The following is a 17,046-nucleotide window of genomic DNA, read 5'->3' on the forward strand; positions in this document are numbered from 1 at the left end:
TGTACAGCGGTTTCCCGATTTTGTTTTGAAATAAGCAGTTTGCAATCCCTTTAATAGATAGCCTCTGAATTGTATCCGTTTTGCACGGGCATGATATCAGGGGCTTTTTTGCGTGTACTGATTGTGCATGGTTGACAAACTTAGTTGTAACAACTATAGTTACAATATAAAGTTCAAACATAAACAATATCGATAATTTAAAGGAGAGATCATGATGAACATTGCAATCATTGGTGCAACAGGCAAAGCAGGAAGTGTAATTTTGAAAGAAGCAGCAGACAGAGGGCATAAAGTAACGGCAATCGTTCGTAATGCATCCAAATTGGAAGATAAAAGCCTGAATACGCTGGAGAAAGATGTATTTGATCTTACAGCTGAAGATGTTAAAGCGTTTGATGTGGTTGTAAATGCATTTGGTGCCCCAGCGGGTAAAGAAAACCTGCATGTGGAAGTAGGACAAGCGTTGATCAACATCCTGAAGGATGCACCAAACACTCGTCTGATCGTGGTGGGTGGAGCAGGAAGCCTGTTCACAGACGAGTCCAAAACATTGCGTGTCTTTGAATCCCCAGGATTCCCGGATGCTTACAAAGCAACTGCAACGAACCAAGGCCAAAACTTGCAGGATCTGCAAGCATCTTCGGGTATTCAATGGACATTCCTGAGCCCGGCTGGATTCTTCAATCCGGAAGGCGTACGCACAGGCAAATACCAAGCGGGCAACGATGTTATTCTCGTGAACAGTGAAGGAAACAGCTACATCAGCTATGCAGACTATGCGATTGCTTTGGTTGATGAGATCGAGAATCCACAACACAAAAACGAGCGCTTTACCGTTGTTGGTGAAGTGAAGTAACACTTTTAAATGATAATATGGAACATACAAACGGACGCTGATCTCCACAGATCGGTGTCCGTTTTTTTATGTTATCGAAGAGGGATGTTCTGCAATAACGTTAGACAGGTTAGATGATTATCGTTCAACTTCCAACTACTCCTTTGAATCTATGTTATATTATTCTAAAGATGGGAAGGAAATGTGATTATGTGAGAACCATCATCTCTTCATTGGAATTGCTGCGAGTTCAAAAGTATAAGGGAGTGAACAGTTGTGAAGATGTATTCCAAAGGAGTTATACTATTGATCTTTGCGGTTTTTATGATTAGTGTATCGAGTGGTTCAGGGTTATCCCAATATACAAACGTTAAAAATACGATGAATCAATTTCACATCACTTCTCTTTATCCGAAAAATAAGAATGGACAGACATATGGTTCTGCCGCATATGCGACTTCTCCAGAAACGGAACCTGATTTAATCTTGGCTACTGGTGTGGATGGTACAGACGGATATCTGCTGAAAAAAGACATGGATGGCGAGCAACCAAAAACACCTGAAGAAGCTATTGCGATACAGAACAGCAGATCACCAGACGGATGGGATATTCCCCTGTATGACAAGGATGGTGAAACCGTAATTGGTGTGTTTCATGTTGGAGGAAAGTGAAACGTTACTGAAATGAACACCATTCGGCAGTTGATCAAAAGGGTCGGCTACTTTTTGATTTTAAGATTTATTTAGTTTGCTAAAGGATGTGACAGTAATATGAAATACTTCATTGGAATTACCCCTCCAGATGATTATAAAGAAAAAATTGTGGCATTTCGTGATCGTTGGTCCAGTAATCGTCTTAATGATGTAGTCGAGCCTCATATCACTGTAAAAGCGCAGGGTGGTCTTACCGTTGATCTTCATTGGTTAGAAAGTGTGAGACAGACATGCTCTTTAATGCCAAGTTTTCAATTATCATTATCAGAACCGGGATCGTTTGGAAGTGCTGTTACATTTCTTAGTGTTGAAACGAGCAATATCATTGAGTTACATCGAAATTTGGTAAAAGCGATTTCTCCATCACAAGAACTTTTAGACCGTTACTTTGAAATGGATAAATATCATCCTCATTTAACCTTGGGGCAAACCTATTGGGGTATGAACGAGACTGAGATGGAAGAAATGAAGCTCTTAACAATTAAGGAATTGGCTCCTTTTCCAACCTTTGATGTCAATTATGTACGCGTATATAAAGAAGTTGAACTAAATAAATACGTACCATTTGAAGACATCCAACTGGGAACTGAAAAAGAGAAGTGATTCAAATAACAGGACAATAAAACAAGAAAACTCCTGATCAAAGGAATTGGCTGTTTCCTTGTTTATGTAATGGCAGAATAACGCAACTAGTTAATGAACGAATCGTCAAAATGATGAATACACTTCTGCACATTGGAGGGGACTTGGTGTATTTTAAACCTATCCGTATTATATTGGGGCTAGTTTTTTTTATCATTGCTGGGTGCAATAACGAGGTCACGATGTTGGGTACAGATGAACTCACGATCACAGGTGATCAAAAGACTGCCACAGAATATGTTGAGGCAAAAGGTTATAAAATTTCTTCGTACGAAGGTCAAGTTCAGAAGTACACTCTAAACAAAGACAAACTACTCTACGGGATAACGGAAACGATACCATATAGACAGACCTGGGGGGTTCAAAAAGTAGAACCCGAACAGTATTTCGGGATGGAAATATCGGTATATAGCTTTACAGTAACAAACCATCCTCTGGGAACGTTTAACGATAGTAAATCCAAAGTTTCAATATTACTTTGTGAAGGCAAAGTTATAGGGGGGACATCCTTCCCAAATGCAGCAATGGATGGGGCACCATATTCGTTGGATGGAAAAACATTGGAAGAAGTAAAGGGGAAAAGTTTTCAAAAATGGAGTGAAGAATGGGAAAAGAAATACGGTACTTAAAAAGTCAAATGGAGCAAACAAATGTGTCCGATTGGTTGCTTCTTTGTTCATTCATCTAACGGCCAGGGAAAATGCAACATTTTTCCTGTTAAATAGGTCAATAAAGATGTACCAATTAACATTATGAGAAGAAGGTGGAAAAACTGAAGCTTCGTATATTCACGTTTATATTTTTTATATCTAGCGTGTTTTTTATCTCAAATGCACAAGATGTTAACGCTTTGTCATGTGCTGTATCGGGAAGCCCCCAAGAAGAGTTAGAAATATATGATGGAGCTGTTTATGGTGAAGTAAAGCAAGTAAAGGTCGACTTGAAGCAAGAGGGGTTTACGGGAACCAAAGAGAAAATTAGATATATTTTAGTGGAAGTTGAGAGGAGTTGGAATACTGAAGTTGACTCTCAACTAATTATCGCAACCAACTTCACATGGGGATTTGATTTCAAGGAAGGTAACAAATACTTAATATACTTTAGCGAAGTGGATGGTGAATTAAGTAGTAGTCCGTGCAGTTCAACCATCGAAATGAACAATATTAATCAAGCAACTGAACTATTCGGGGAAGGCTTTCCACCAAAACAACAAGTGAACGTAGAACACAAAATGTGGTTTATGTTTGAGCAAGATGTTGATTTGTTTATCGTAGGTGTGGTCGTATTTGCGGCGATCTTTACCTTCATCATGAGAGTAAGAAAGAAAAAGCGCAAAGCATAATTTGGTAGCGCTAAACGTGAAGCTTTTGCTCAAACAAAAAGTCATTTGAACTAGGCATGGATTCCTGTATGACCTATTACCCCCTTTACTTAAACGAGGATCGAGGCGTATAATCCGTTGAGATATCAGAGCAATAAGAGGGGATACAGTTATGAATAGTGGATTAATCAACGCGATCATTGCGTATATCATGTGGGGAGTTCTCCCGCTGTATTGGAAGTTGTTTGAAAATGTACCGGCAGGCGAGATTTTATCGCACCGGGTTGTCTGGTCATTTGTCTTTATGGGGATTTTCGTTGCCGTCCAACGTCGTTGGAGTGACATGAAGCGCATTCTGACCAGTCGTTCGACCCTGCTGTCCCTTACCGCGAGTGGGCTGCTAATTGCTATTAACTGGCTTATCTTCATCTGGGCGGTTAATAACGGTCATGTCGTTGAGACAAGTCTGGGCTATTATTTGAACCCGTTGCTGAACGTGTTACTGGCGGTTGTCTTTCTTCATGAAAAGCCAAACCGTGGACAGTGGCTCGCGATTGCCATCGCTGGTGTCGCGGTGCTTATCATCGCTATCGACTACGGACGTTTCCCATGGGTTGCGATCTCATTGGCCGTGTCATTTGGCTTGTACGGTCTAGCGAAGAAGAAGATCAAGCAAGACGCTTCAGTGGGCTTATTTTCGGAGACAGCTGTAGTTCTGCCCGTCGCACTCGGCTACTGGATCTACTTGGCCGTTGTAGGAAAAGCAACGGCATGGACGTTGCCTGCACCGATGTTCTTCGAACTGTTACTTTCCGGTGTGGTGACGGCGTTGCCGTTGCTGTTCTTTGCACGGGCAGCTGCTCGAATGTCATTGTCCACACTAGGCTTCGTACAGTATATTGGGCCGACAATCATGCTGATCCTGAGTGTGTTTGTGTTCAAGGAAACGGTCTCGCCAGTTCTGCTTGTTGGTTTCGCTCTCATTTGGACAGCGCTTATCGTATACGCTACCGCATCGATACGTGCTACGAGACTCGCTAAGGTAAGCTGAAGGCATACATATCCTTGTAACAGGTGAAGTTCTAATGGCGTTCACCTCCAATGGATGGGGAGAGATTCGAACACACCAAGAAGGCAGCCGATCAAGGAGATCGGCTGCTTTTGTTTAACCAAACGAGCAGTTCAGTGTAACGAGATATGAATTATTCATTTACAACAGTAATTTATGCAGTGATTATTTTTAGCTATGAGGGTCCGTAAGAATGACACAAAACCGGATTGTGATGGTTGTGAGTGTTTCTATAACACATAATGATAAGATACATATGATTAAGGAAAACAAAGCATCGGTTAAACATACATGGAATTTCCCCTCAGGCAGAGTTAAACATGGTGAAGATATTTTAGAAGCAGCACGAAGAGAAGTCAAGGAAGAAACTGGTTTTGATGTGACACTTACAGCTACTACAGGGGTTTACAATTTTATTAGCAGTACCAATCATCAAGTTGTTTTGTTCCACTTCAAGGGTACAATTGTTGGTGGTGCTCTTTGATTAGATACAACGGAGATCATAGATTCGATGTGGGTAGCTCCTGAGGGTTTGTTGATTCAACTTGCTAAAGTTACGAGATCCGGGAGCCATTCGACAGATTATGGAGCATATAGTCTCCCAAAAAGAATATTCCTTAACTCTATTCCATAAACAGCTGTAACATGGATTATAGAATGGTTTTCGATGGACTGTAATTTTGTTTGTATATAATTGCTAAGAAACGGAGAACGATTGTTCATGAAATCATCCTATTTAACGCGTCCTTTCTATTTCCTGTGGACCACGCAATCGGCTGCGAATGCAGCCGACGTACTATATATTATGGCGCTTACGGTAATGGTGCTTAACCAGACCGATTCGCTAATATCGGCAGCGCTTTTGCCGCTGATGCGAAGCGGGGCACAGATGCTCAGCAGCTTGATCGCCCCTTTGCTGATTCAACGTTTCAAGTTGTCTAGGCTTCTGCTACTGTCACAAACAGGGCAATTTCTGCTGTTCGCTTGTCTGGCTTTTTATTTGCAGCTCAACGGAGAGGCAGCATCCCTGGTGTTCGTATTTTCACTCGTATTTGTCATGTCCTTTCTCGACGGCTGGACAACTCCGGCTCGGAATGCCCTTATTCCACGTCTCGTGACACACGAGCAAGGTCTTCTTAAGGCGAACGGACTTATGAGTGTCAGCGATCAGGTTGTACAGTTTGCAGGTTGGGGTCTAAGCGGTGTTGTGGTCGCCCTGATCGGGGCTAGCCCGACGCTGCTGTTGACGGCCGCTATTTATGGTTTGGCCGCAGCGTTTACGCTTGGCGTCAACGAACCAACGGAGAAGCAAGCTGGAGCAAAGGAGTTGCACATTTTTTCTGATGTCTTGCCTGTACTTAAAACAAGCAGGTGGCACACCTTAACCGAAGGCTGGAAAATGATATGGAATACGCCTCGTCTACGGGTGCTTACGTTTATGGATATGATCGACATGCTTGGCGGTTCAATCTGGGTAGGTGCCTTTACATTGGCTTTTGTTCAAGTCGCACTGGGACAAGGGGAGCAATGGTGGGGATTCATTAATGCTGCATATTTTGCTGGAACCATAGGTGGAGGCTTGCTGGTCCTTGCTCTGGCACGAAGAATTGGCAACCGTTATTTCGCCGTGATGATGATCGGCATGGCAGGTTATGGAGTACTGACTGCATTTTATGCACTGAACACAGAGCCTTTCATTGCGCTCATATTCGTTATGCTGATGGGGCCGTTCGCGGAGCTTTCCATGATTAATCGGCGTACCTTGATTCAGAGTAGCGTGGCCAAACGTTTGCTGCCCAAAGTATTGTCTGCCCAGGCATCTCTTATGCATCTGGTCTTTTGCATTTCCTTGCTCGGTATGGCTGGGCTCGCCGAATATATCGGCATTGTGAACCTCTACCTGTTTGCGTCCGGATTGACTATATTAGCGATCGTTGTGGGCTTGCTGAATTACCGGGCTTTTCGGCACAAAGCCACTCCTGAAGCTACGGTGGATTAGTACGAGGGATTAGATAAAGCTTTTCTATCAATAAATTTTTTTTGAAGAAGTAACTAGTATGAATTATGAGATGTATTGGGAAAGGGAATCCCGACTCTGTGAGGAGCCATTTCCGCATTTACCAGATCCTTGTCTCACTAACTTGAACCGCTCCAAATTACCATTAATGCCGTGAATCCAGGTCCAACGGATTAGAGATTTATGAATGATGAAATCAGAGGGGATCTGTTGCCAAAATTTCCGATGGGACGTATTGGGACACCTGATGATGCCACACGTTTGATTGCTTTTCTTGCGAGTGAGGAAGCAGAGTGGATCACGGAGCAGGTCCTCAACTCGGAAGGCGGATTTATTCGAGAATAATACGGAATGTCGTGAAAAGCTGATTCCTATATTTTAATATTTGGAATCAGTCTTTTATTATGTAGCAAAACAATATGCGTTCTGCTTTTTTTGTTCCTAAACGGTGTACCACGGTCGCACTTAAGACAGCGACTGGTCTGCCGCTTATATCTCGGGGGCCAATAAGCAAGGTTTAGCTGATATCCGTGGAACCCACAGATTCCGAAATATCCACACCTTCAGCCCCATCAACTGCATCAATGACACCGACAGCGAGTGTTGTTACCGCAGCAGCAGCTAAAAGATTCTTGGCACCAAGCTTCACTCTGTCCTTATCTTCCTCTTTCATGCCCACAACAACATCTTTACCGCTGTTATATACGTACTTGGCTGATATCGCTACACCTTTTGCAGTATTGGTTACAGCACCTCCAATATCGGCAAGCCCCGCGTCTATGGCGGTATCATTTTTTCGAATTGCACCACTGGCAAGATCATATGTCCCGCTAGCCAGTTGTCCAACGGTTTTGCCTGTATTAATTGTGGCTTTCTCTACGCCGTTCCCGATTTCTTTGATAAAGGGACTTCCTGCAATTTCACCAACAACCCTCACGCTGCCGCCCAACACTCTCCCGGTAACTTCCCCAGCTAACTGACCGAACCCTTTTAAAAAACTCATCCTTATGCCTCCTCTCCAATTAGAAGTTGATCCTATGGGTTATCTCAATAAACTTATTATATTCATATGTAAGCCAAAAGAACATCAGTCTCCAGCCCGAGTGATGCACCCCTCCTCGATTGATTGCGACACGCTTTAGAGTGCCCGATCCGCCCGCGGAACGCCGACCACGCTACCCCCTCAACGCACTTCATCACCAAAAGGCGCTAATCCCCCCGGGAACAGCGCCTCAAGCTCTTGTTTTACCTTACTACTTACCATTTGACTACACACAGTTTTAGAAGTGCCTCATAGAGCAGCAACGTAGTGGAGGGGGCGGAATCGATTCTGAAGAAGCGAAGCGTTCGCCTTTATCCCCGGATTTTCCCCTTATCAGGGGAATTCATAAAATCTGGGGATAACAGCGATCATAAGAACGATCCGCCCCCGGAACGCCCACCACGCTGCCCCCTCAACGCACTTCATCACCAAAAGGCGCTAATCCCCCCGGGAACAGCGCCTCAAGCTCTTGTTTTACCTTACTACTTACCATTTGACTACACACGGTTTTAGAAGTGCCTCATAGAGCAGCAACGTAGTGGAGGGGGCGGAATCGATTCTGAAGAAGCGAAGCGTTTGCCTTTATCCCCGGATTTCCCCCCAATAAGGGGAATTCATAAAAATCTGGGGATAACAGCGATCATAAGAACGATCCGCCACCGGAACGCCACCACGCTGCCCCCCAAAGCCCGCACTTCTACCCAACGTACCTAGTCAATAAATCCTTCCATGACAACAGTTGGCATCATATTCGACTGCCAAGCGCCCTTACCATATCCACTGTTATAACCTGGTGTAGCCTGAGGCTCCCAGTAGAATACACCTTTACCTTTGCCATTTGGCAGATTGCGAATTTGGTTTTTCATCGCGGCAACAAAACTTTTGCCAGCTGCAGCCTGGTTATTGTCCATGCCAATTTCGGAGATGATGATCTCTTTGCCATAACGGTTGATCATATCCTTGGCGTTGTTTACTGTATTTGTCACAGCAGTGTTCCAGCCGGAAGCTGAAGGATAGAGTGACATGGCAATCATGTCAAAGTTAGCTCCGTTATTGATCAGACCACCAATATTCCATACATAGAGGGCGTTATCATCTCCACCTGCCAGATGCACAATGGTTTTGGTGCCGCTGCTCAGGGACTTCACTGCGTTATGGCCTGTGTTCACCAGCCACGCATAGTTTTTCATGTTGGTGGATGCTTTGCCATCTTCCCATAACATACCGTTGCTTGTTTCATTACCGATCTGTACCCAGTCAGGGGTAACGCCTTTGCTTTGCATCGCCGTCATAACTTCACGAGTGTGGTTCCATACCGCATCCATGAGCTGTTGGAACGTATAGTTTTTCCAGGCAGCAGGTTTGGTTTGCTGACCAGGGTCTGCCCAGGAATCGCTATAGTGCAGGGTAAGCATCACACTCATGCCAGCATTCTTGGCACGTTGTGCGAGTGCAGCCGCACGATCCTTATTCATGTAACCGTTCCCATAATCATTCGAAGGATTAACGAATACCCGAATGCGAACGGAATTGATTTGATAGTCTTTTTTCAAAATATCAATGATGTCGCGCTGTACGCCGTTTTTATCTTTCCATTTGTAACCCTGGGCTTCCATTCCGGGAACCCAACTGATGTCGGCTCCTTTGGCGAAACTTGGTGCTGCGCTGGCATGCTGACCTGCGGGCAACATGATGGAGGTGAATAACAAAACAAAAGCCAACATGATGGATGTCTTGAAACCCCTTACATTTTTGAACATTACAAGATGCCTCCTCGGATTTAGGTTGAGTTGCATCCTAATTATAGCCATCCTGGTTTACTCTACTAAAGGGTCCATTTCCAATATTTTGGGTGTTTTATCAACCTCTCTACAGAAAATGAGAAAACAAAAAGCCGTCCGAAGACGGCTTTTCTACCCGTGGCGCTTTTTGAAACATTGATCCGTATCCCGCGCCTCCACCAGACTCTTTTAATTTGAGCTAGTGGATCGGGTAAGGGACACGTTCAACATGACATTAGAAATGTTGACGCACCTCCTTTCCTTGTGGCAAGAGTATACAACACCTTGTTTCGGAAAGCTAGTCTTTTTTACGTATTTACGAAAAATTATTTTTCAGTCTGGAACATCGTGATATCTCGTGCATAATGGCTCTTGGTTCCGTCATTGTTTCGGATGCGCACACTGTCTTCACTGATCCGCTCCACAATGCCACAACCGACCTCGCAATAGACGCCAGCCGGGTCTTCCTGCCATGCGCTTACCATACATTGGGATAGTGCAGCCGTGAAAAACTCTATATTTTTTTGTAACGTTCTAGGTTTGTTGGATTTCATTATATACTCCTTTAATCAACTATATTTGGAATGAGAACAAGCAACCGGACCAAATCACACTGTACTTCACTTTACTCTGTCTATTGACCTTTGTAAAGGGATGGAAAAAGTTGCGGCCATGAGGTATCATTTACATAAATTTTACGTAGCGTTTACACTGCGCTGACGCTTGATGTTGATTACGAATAGTACAATTATATGAGAACTTCTAACCAAGAATAGATATGCAACACATTCGGAGGCCATACATGCATAGAGACGTCAAAACAGGCAACTACGTTAATCGTGATTTGAGTTGGGTTGAATTTAATCGGCGCGTACTTCAGGAGGCCCAGGATCCAACAACGCCTCTGCTGGAACGCATGAGATTTCTCGGCATTGTCGCTAGTAATTTGGACGAGTTCGTCAGTGTAAGGGTGGCGGAGACAAAAGAGAAGATCAAGGCCGGATTCACGCAAAAAGATTTTACAGGATACACGCCTTCGGGATTGTACCGCAGATTGATCAAACGAACCGGGACCATGGTCGCCGAACAGTATAAAACGTATCGTGAACTCATTCGTCTACTCGCCAAGAAAGGCGTGAACATTCAGGAATATACAGATCTTAATGTGACACAGCAGCGCGCAATGGACCAGTACTTTCATGAAATTATTTTTCCGGTACTCACACCGATGGCGATTGACCAGAGTCGTCCGTTCCCACTGGTACACAACAAGTCTGTCTATCTGTCCGTGATGTTACAGAAGGAAGGGGAGCAAGAGGGCGAGCCGTTTATGGCTATTGTTCAGGTGCCTTCCAATCTGCCGCGGGTAGTTCAGGCTCCCATTCGGGCGAATAGCAAAAAGAAAACATTCATACTGATTGAAGATCTTATCAAACATCATATCCATACGCTCTTCAGCGGATATATCTCGCTTGCTGCACAGGAATTCAGAGTGACCCGTAATGCGGATCTGTTTATTAATGAAGAAGAAGCGGAAGATCTGCTTGAGGCTATTGAAAAAGAATTACGCCGCAGACGCCGCGGGGCTCCTGTAAGACTGGAAGTGTGCAAGGATTTTCGTCCGGATGCCTTATTGGAATTGCAGGATGAATTTGATATTCAGGACCCGGTATATGAAATTGATGGACCACTTGATCTGAGTTTTCTGGCGGGATTCGTAGACAGTCTGGAAAGTTTCTCACATCTGAAATACAGTCCGGTGAAGCCAGTCTACCCACTTGAGTTTCTGCCAAGAGAAAGTCATTTTGAGCTACTGCGCAAACGCGATGTACTGGTACATCATCCGTACGAATCGTTTGAACCAGTCACTGATTTTATATTGGAGGCTTCGGAAGATCCAAGAGTTCTGGCCATCAAGATGACATTATATCGGGTCAATGGCGATTCACGCCTTATTCCGGCACTTGCACTTGCAGCTGAGAGTGGTAAGCAGGTCACGGTGGTGGTGGAACTGAAAGCCCGGTTTGATGAAGAGCGCAACATTGCTTGGGCGCGTAAGCTGGAGAAAGCCGGTTGTCACGTGGTATATGGACTGGTTGGACTGAAGACCCATGCCAAAATCATTCTTGTTGTACGCAGGGAACAGCAGGGGCTGAGACGTTATGTTCATGTAGGAACCGGTAACTATAATGAGAGTACAGCCAAAGTGTATACGGACGTGGGACTGTTCACCTCTAATCCAATTATTGGGGAAGATGCATCCGAATTGTTCAATGAGATTACCGGATACTCCGGTCCGAAGGCATTGCAGGCGTTCCGTGTAGCTCCGGATGGTATGAAGGATGAGTTGTTTGCACTGATTCGTAGAGAAACAGAGCACGCGCTGAAAGGCAAACCTTCCAGAATCATTGCCAAGATCAACTCCTTATCCCATCAGGAAATGATTGATGAATTGTACGAGGCTTCTCAAGCAGGCGTGCAGATCGATCTGATTGTGCGTGGTGTATGTTGTCTGCGTCCGGGGGTAGAGGGGCTCAGTGAGAATATTCGGGTCATTAGCATTGTGGATCGTTTTCTGGAGCATTCACGGTTGTTTTATTTTGAAAATAGCGGCAACCCGGATGTATTCATCTCCAGTGCAGACTGGATGACACGTAACCTGAATCGAAGAATTGAACTGATGTGTCCCGTATTTGATCCAGAGCTGAAAAAGATGCTGGTGGATATCCTTAATCTGTCCCTTATGGATAATGTCAAAGCGAGACAACTTATGCCTGGTGGCAATTATGTATTTGTAGAAAATGAAAAGCCCCCGCTGAGAAGTCAGACGGAGGCCATGGGTATTATCCCTTGGAAGCCTGCTGAATGGAGTGCGTTAACGTAGCTCCCCAGGCTTCCTTCAGATCCTTGACGGCCTCTTCCAGGCCATCAAGTTCCAGTAACGGCTCAGCTGTACAGGTGAATTGCACCTGCAGCGAGTCGTTTTCTTTTGTTGCTTTGATCGCAGCGATGCTCTCGGATCGATTGATGGCTTCAGCTACGCGGAGCAGAGAGCCTAAACGATGAGCATGCCGCTCATCCGAGTTTTTCAGAATGTCCCGGTGCTTATTCAGCAGCTGGGGCGTTCTTTTTTTGGGATGATAATCAGCTGCACTGGCACTTAGAATGGTCTCCCGATGAGAAAGTCCATAAATGCTCGAATTCATGATCCAATAGGCCGAGTGCTGTGTATAACGGAAATAGTTAATCTGCTTACCAGCCATGTGCAGCATGGAGGCTGCATACAGGATTCGGGCATCTGCTTGATCAGGAGGGTTACCTTGTAATGCCGTATACAGGGTAACCATATCCTGATGAATCCGTTGCAGACGTTTCTCTGGAATAGGCGGACCAAAATGGATAAAGTTGCGGATACTGTCTTTCAGCGCGTCCGGAACGACCGGCTGACCTCCAGCCATGTAATCACGCAACAACCCGTCTCGTAGACCCGCGCCACTAACCACATAACGATCTCCCTGTATTATCTGGAAGACAGTTCGTAGGATCAGTACGCCGGGCACAATGATGTCAGCGCGATCTTTGGCGAGCCCAGGTACCTTTTTGCGCTGTGCCGAGGTGAGATGTGGTAAGGAGCGAGCGATATTCTCCATCGCTTCCTCACTGATCTCATAATGATGGCTGACAGGCAAAGAATACTGGGTACGCTTCTGTTCCACTTTGGCGAGTGTACGCATTGTGCCGCCAAGTCCGATGAGTGGCAGACCAGGATGCTCACGAATCCAATCCTGTCCGCGGAGAGCCTCAGTGACTTCGTTGCATAATGCATTTGCATTCTCCTCAGTCCACTGATCTTCGCCCCCGTAACGGGCATGTGAATTCACTGCACCAATAGGGAGGGAGATGCTATGTAACCTTTTCCGATCCCGAAAGACCGTGATCTCTGTGCTGCCGCCTCCAATATCCACGACGTAACCGTCTGCCAGATCAATGGATTGAGTGACACCAAGGAACCCATAATAGGCCTCCCGATCTCCCGATACACATTCAATGGTAAGCCCCGTCTCTGTCTCCAGCCATTCGATAATCTCCAGGACATTGCTTGCATTACGAATAGCTGCGGTAGCTGCTGCGCGAATCAGTTTGGTCTGGTACGCTTCACAGGTCGCTTTGAATTGACTCAAGATGGTGATGGCTTTATCCAGAGAATGGCGCAGAATGGTTCCATCGGACTCAACAACGCTGCTTAGACGAGCGGCGTATTTGTCTTCATGAATGATGCGATAGGCTTCGTCCTGGTCCAGTTCATAGATAACTAGACGAATGGAGTTCGAGCCGATATCAATAATTCCTAAGGTTTCATTAGTACGTGTCATAAGCATCTCCTTCTACAGAGGTTCAACTACCCGAAGTGAAGAAGGGCAGCCATGGCTTCCGGTGAACCCGGCGGTGTGGCAGAGAAGGGCGTAGTTAACATAACAACAATGATAAAGACGATGAAACAGGCAAATATAAGACAACTCACGGCAAAGCCGCGATTACGCTTTTGCATAAACAGTCGAATACCTGTGACAAAGAGAAGTACCGTAACAGCTACCAGAACGATCGACATTGCAAAATAGGCTACGCCATAAAGTGATTTGAAAAATGCTTCCATTTGTTCTTAACGCTCCTTAGATCCTCATATTTAAGCCCTTCCAAGCCATTCCTTAGTAGCATACGACAGATTGACTTGTTTGAAAAGTAAACCGGGCGCTTGTTCCCGTTTCCGCCATCACCCCTGGGACAGGTTACATGGAAAAGGGGCCTTTGCCGTGGACAGACATCCAAGAAAGCAAGGCTTCTGTTGAGTATGTATAAGGAAGGACTATTGTTTCAAGGAAGGAGATCAACCCATGTCGAGACAACTTGCAAGCAAATGGCGGAAGACAGCGGCTCTGATGAAATATCCGGTAGCTGCTGTCCATATCCCACAGACCAAGGCATTCAACTCGGGTAATCTGCTGCAAATGCTCAGTCGTTATGGAATGGTGTATGTCAAACCTATTGTAGGAGGCGGAGGTTACGGTGTCATCCGGGTATCGGCCAGCGGTGGGGCTTATCGATACACCCATATGAAAACGACCCGTTCTTTCGCCAGTTTCAGCCAGATGTATCGCTCTCTGGTGCGTGTAAAGGCTAGACGCAAGTACTTGATCCAGCAAGGCATTCATCTGGCAACAATTCAAGGGAGACCTGTTGATTACAGAGTCAAAGTTGTCAAAACCCAACGAGGCTGGGTATTCCGTTCATTAGTAGGACGACTCGCTCGTCCCGGACTCTGTGTGACGAATCTGAGCAAGGGTGGCACCATGTTATCAGGAAGGCGAGCTCTTGGTTTATCCCTGCCACATATATCCGGTCGGCACAAACGCCGGGAGATGCGTTCACTTACAATGACATGTACGTACATTATGGAAAGTCAGTTCCCTGGTGTAGGTCAGCTTGGATTTGATTATGGACTGGATTATTCAGGCAAGATCTGGATTCTGGAAGTGAATACCAGACCCCAATAGAAAATGAATGGGAAAACTCAAGAAAATTCAAGAAAAACCGATAATATATAGAAGAAAACGGTATGAAAACCGTTTGAAATTTTACATTACCGGGTAATTTACTCGCAACAAGTCTTGAAACTATGAATTTATTCCAAAAAAAATACGCTGATAAACGTTCTGATAGTAGTACAAACTCCCTGTGCATAAATATTGTCCACACTATACACGTTGACTACTCTATATTTTTTCCATTTATCAACAAACTATGCACAGGATTTCCACATATCGTTGTGGATAACAAGAACGCTTGTTCTCTATATGAATCTCTGATATGATAGTTTTGAGGAAAAAAAAGGAAAGGTTGTGGCGGGAAATGGCTATGTTATCCGATGAGATGTTGTTGGATTCCTACCATAAAGCGATTGAGTTGAATCTCGAACGAGATTTCATCGCACTGCTGTTGGCAGAAATCCATAAGCGCAAACTGGGTACCGACGTATCTGCCATTCTTCACTAGAGATCCTCATTGCAGGCAATGTTACAAGTTTCCGGACAAGTCCCATAGTGAGACTGGCCATGGCGTGCTCGTCTGACAATGGTGACAGTACATCACATGATTGCAAACGTTTTCGACTTCGTCTGCCGTGTCAGAGGAAGGTTGGAATACGTAGGGGCTGTATGGTCCGGTGTAATCATCCAATTTGCCGCATTCTAACAGTCCCTGAAGGCAGTGGGGGCAAGCCTGCTCCGGTACAACCAGACCGTTACACAGCGGGCATATATAAGACAAGGGTATCCCTCCTGATATGGATTCACTCAGGAGTAAGATACCCTTTTTTGTATCAATATATGTTATTTCAGCAAAACTAGCGTTTCATGTTACTGCTGTGTCCTGGGGACAACTTGGCATCCGGATCGAAGTACACCTTCGCATTGTTGACGGCTGTTGGAGCTTCGCCGAATCCGACAGCGATCAGCTTCAGTTTACCCGGATATGTTGTGATATCTCCGGCAGCGAAGATTCCTGGAATAGATGTTTCCATGCGGGAATCAACAACGATGGAGTTACTGTCAATTTCGATACCCCACTCGGCAATCGGTCCGAGAGAAGAGACAAATCCGAAGTTAACGATCACGTCATCTACTTCGATTTCCTGAGTTTCTTTGGTTTTCACATGAGAAAGGGTTACCTTGGTAATCGTGTCATCCCCATGAAGTTCCGTGATTTCGGTCGGTGTAACGACATTCACCTTGGAATTCATCAGGTTTTCGACACTGTGCTCATGTGCACGGAACTTGTCCCGGCGATGGATCAGTGTCACTTGCTCAGCGATAGGCTCCAGCATGAGTGCCCAGTCTACCGCGGAGTCACCGCCGCCACTGATCAGTACTTTTTTGCCAGCGAAGGCATTCAGATCACTGATGAAGTAGTGCAGGTTGCTCTTCTCGAACTTGGCAGCACCTTCAAGCTCCAGGCGACGTGGTTCGAATGCACCTACACCAGCTGTAATAATGACGGCTTTGGCATGATATTCATTCTCATCCGTCTTCACGACGAAATGTTGCTCATCCTTTTTCTCCACCGATACAACCTTTTCTTCAAGCCGGATGTTCGGGTTAAAATGATTCATTTGCTCAACGAGGTTATTCACCAGTTCCTGAGCTGTTACTTTCGGGAATCCGGCTACATCATAGATGTATTTCTCCGGGTAAAGAGCGGCAAGCTGTCCACCAAGCTGTGGCATACTTTCAACCAGTGTAACGGATGCCTGACGCATCCCACCATAAAACGCGGCGAACAGACCCGCAGGGCCCCCACCGATAATAAGTAAATCAGTCATATCATGACTGGAATTTTGTGCAGTCAAGAATCAACAACACCTTTCATATTTTAATAGGTAGTTAACAGAAAGAATGTGCAGGCTACGTATCGTAACCGGCATGGGTGCTGAACTGTCTTTCCTATTATAAACGGTGTATTCAGGGTTGCAAAGTTAGCGGCGTCACGAAACTGGGAACAATTGATGAAGATCAGATGAGAATAGGATGAAATTGGAAATGAAAGGTTATGAAAAATAACAAAAAAAACCT

At 45.1% G+C, this 17,046-nt stretch carries 18 protein-coding genes and 1 pseudogene; 12 read left to right on the forward strand and 7 right to left on the reverse strand.

What is annotated here, in order from left to right:
- Positions 1-214: 214 nt before the first annotated feature.
- From MHI01_RS24180 to MHI01_RS24220, 9 genes and pseudogenes are all read left to right on the forward strand, one after another.
- The gene (locus MHI01_RS24180) at positions 215-856 is read left to right on the forward strand and encodes an NAD(P)-dependent oxidoreductase (protein ID WP_047841293.1); all 642 of its coding nucleotides are present in this window, start codon (positions 215-217) and stop codon (positions 854-856) included.
- 285 nt (positions 857-1,141) lie between these two features.
- Positions 1,142-1,507: a hypothetical protein gene (locus MHI01_RS24185; protein ID WP_340984287.1), complete on the forward strand. Its 366-nt coding sequence runs from the start codon at positions 1,142-1,144 to the stop codon at positions 1,505-1,507.
- Between the two features lie 99 nt (positions 1,508-1,606).
- Positions 1,607-2,152: a 2'-5' RNA ligase family protein gene (locus MHI01_RS24190; protein WP_340984288.1), complete on the forward strand. Its 546-nt coding sequence runs from the start codon at positions 1,607-1,609 to the stop codon at positions 2,150-2,152.
- Positions 2,153-2,373: 221 nt separating this feature from the next.
- The gene (locus MHI01_RS24195; protein ID WP_340984289.1) at positions 2,374-2,820 is read left to right on the forward strand and encodes a hypothetical protein; all 447 of its coding nucleotides are present in this window, start codon (positions 2,374-2,376) and stop codon (positions 2,818-2,820) included.
- 134 nt (positions 2,821-2,954) lie between these two features.
- The gene (locus MHI01_RS24200) at positions 2,955-3,533 is read left to right on the forward strand and encodes a hypothetical protein (protein WP_339284216.1); all 579 of its coding nucleotides are present in this window, start codon (positions 2,955-2,957) and stop codon (positions 3,531-3,533) included.
- Between the two features lie 151 nt (positions 3,534-3,684).
- The gene (gene rarD, locus MHI01_RS24205) at positions 3,685-4,563 is read left to right on the forward strand and encodes an EamA family transporter RarD (RefSeq protein ID WP_074096366.1); all 879 of its coding nucleotides are present in this window, start codon (positions 3,685-3,687) and stop codon (positions 4,561-4,563) included.
- A 211-nt stretch (positions 4,564-4,774) separates the two neighbouring features.
- Positions 4,775-5,065 carry an NUDIX hydrolase gene (locus MHI01_RS24210; RefSeq protein WP_315372953.1) on the forward strand — a complete coding sequence of 97 codons (291 nt, stop codon included), beginning with the start codon at positions 4,775-4,777 and terminating at the stop codon, positions 5,063-5,065.
- A gap of 237 nt (positions 5,066-5,302) precedes the next feature.
- On the forward strand, positions 5,303-6,580 hold the full coding sequence (locus MHI01_RS24215) for an MFS transporter (RefSeq protein WP_315372954.1): 1,278 nt from the start codon (positions 5,303-5,305) through the stop codon (positions 6,578-6,580).
- Between the two features lie 102 nt (positions 6,581-6,682).
- A pseudogene (locus MHI01_RS24220) lies at positions 6,683-6,943 on the forward strand (SDR family oxidoreductase); the annotation flags it as partial.
- A 172-nt stretch (positions 6,944-7,115) separates the two neighbouring features.
- Here MHI01_RS24220 and MHI01_RS24225 read toward each other — a convergent pair.
- The 3 genes from MHI01_RS24225 to MHI01_RS24235 form a co-directional block, all read right to left on the reverse strand.
- A complete protein-coding gene (locus tag MHI01_RS24225; protein ID WP_315372955.1) occupies positions 7,116-7,601 on the reverse strand; it encodes a hypothetical protein in 486 nt (161 codons plus the stop codon).
- Between the two features lie 749 nt (positions 7,602-8,350).
- Complete coding sequence (locus MHI01_RS24230) at positions 8,351-9,400, reverse strand: glycoside hydrolase family 53 protein (RefSeq protein ID WP_036605759.1); 1,050 nt, start codon at positions 9,398-9,400, stop codon at positions 8,351-8,353.
- A 347-nt stretch (positions 9,401-9,747) separates the two neighbouring features.
- Positions 9,748-9,975 (reverse strand): hypothetical protein, encoded by a 228-nt coding sequence (locus tag MHI01_RS24235; protein WP_017692425.1) that lies wholly within the window; start codon positions 9,973-9,975, stop codon positions 9,748-9,750.
- A 248-nt stretch (positions 9,976-10,223) separates the two neighbouring features.
- Here MHI01_RS24235 and ppk1 point away from each other — a divergent pair, with 248 nt between their 5' ends.
- On the forward strand, positions 10,224-12,305 hold the full coding sequence (ppk1, locus tag MHI01_RS24240; RefSeq protein WP_036605760.1) for a polyphosphate kinase 1: 2,082 nt from the start codon (positions 10,224-10,226) through the stop codon (positions 12,303-12,305).
- On the opposite strand, the gene MHI01_RS24245 is transcribed toward ppk1, so the two are convergent.
- Both MHI01_RS24245 and MHI01_RS24250 read right to left on the reverse strand, forming a co-directional pair.
- Entirely contained in the window at positions 12,265-13,794 is a 1,530-nt protein-coding gene (locus MHI01_RS24245; protein WP_340984290.1) for a Ppx/GppA phosphatase family protein, read from the reverse strand. The two genes, ppk1 and MHI01_RS24245, sit on opposite strands and share 41 nt — an antisense overlap.
- Before the next feature lie 26 nt (positions 13,795-13,820).
- A complete protein-coding gene (locus MHI01_RS24250) occupies positions 13,821-14,075 on the reverse strand; it encodes a hypothetical protein (protein WP_017692428.1) in 255 nt (84 codons plus the stop codon).
- Positions 14,076-14,313: 238 nt separating this feature from the next.
- On the opposite strand from MHI01_RS24250, the gene MHI01_RS24255 reads away from it, so the two are divergent.
- The gene (locus tag MHI01_RS24255) at positions 14,314-14,973 is read left to right on the forward strand and encodes a YheC/YheD family protein (protein ID WP_036605763.1); all 660 of its coding nucleotides are present in this window, start codon (positions 14,314-14,316) and stop codon (positions 14,971-14,973) included.
- Positions 14,974-15,328: 355 nt separating this feature from the next.
- Positions 15,329-15,472, forward strand: coding sequence for a sporulation histidine kinase inhibitor Sda (locus MHI01_RS24260; protein WP_017692430.1), 144 nt, complete (start codon positions 15,329-15,331; stop codon positions 15,470-15,472).
- A gap of 21 nt (positions 15,473-15,493) precedes the next feature.
- Here MHI01_RS24260 and MHI01_RS24265 read toward each other — a convergent pair whose 3' ends face one another.
- Together MHI01_RS24265 and MHI01_RS24270 are read right to left on the reverse strand one after the other, a co-directional pair.
- Entirely contained in the window at positions 15,494-15,745 is a 252-nt protein-coding gene (locus tag MHI01_RS24265; protein WP_074096361.1) for a hypothetical protein, read from the reverse strand.
- Positions 15,746-15,821: 76 nt separating this feature from the next.
- Positions 15,822-16,796: an NAD(P)/FAD-dependent oxidoreductase gene (locus MHI01_RS24270; protein ID WP_207765610.1), complete on the reverse strand. Its 975-nt coding sequence runs from the start codon at positions 16,794-16,796 to the stop codon at positions 15,822-15,824.
- Positions 16,797-17,046 lie beyond the last annotated feature (250 nt).

Source organism: Paenibacillus sp. FSL M7-0656, assembly GCF_038003225.1.
GTDB lineage: Bacteria > Bacillota > Bacilli > Paenibacillales > Paenibacillaceae > Paenibacillus > Paenibacillus amylolyticus.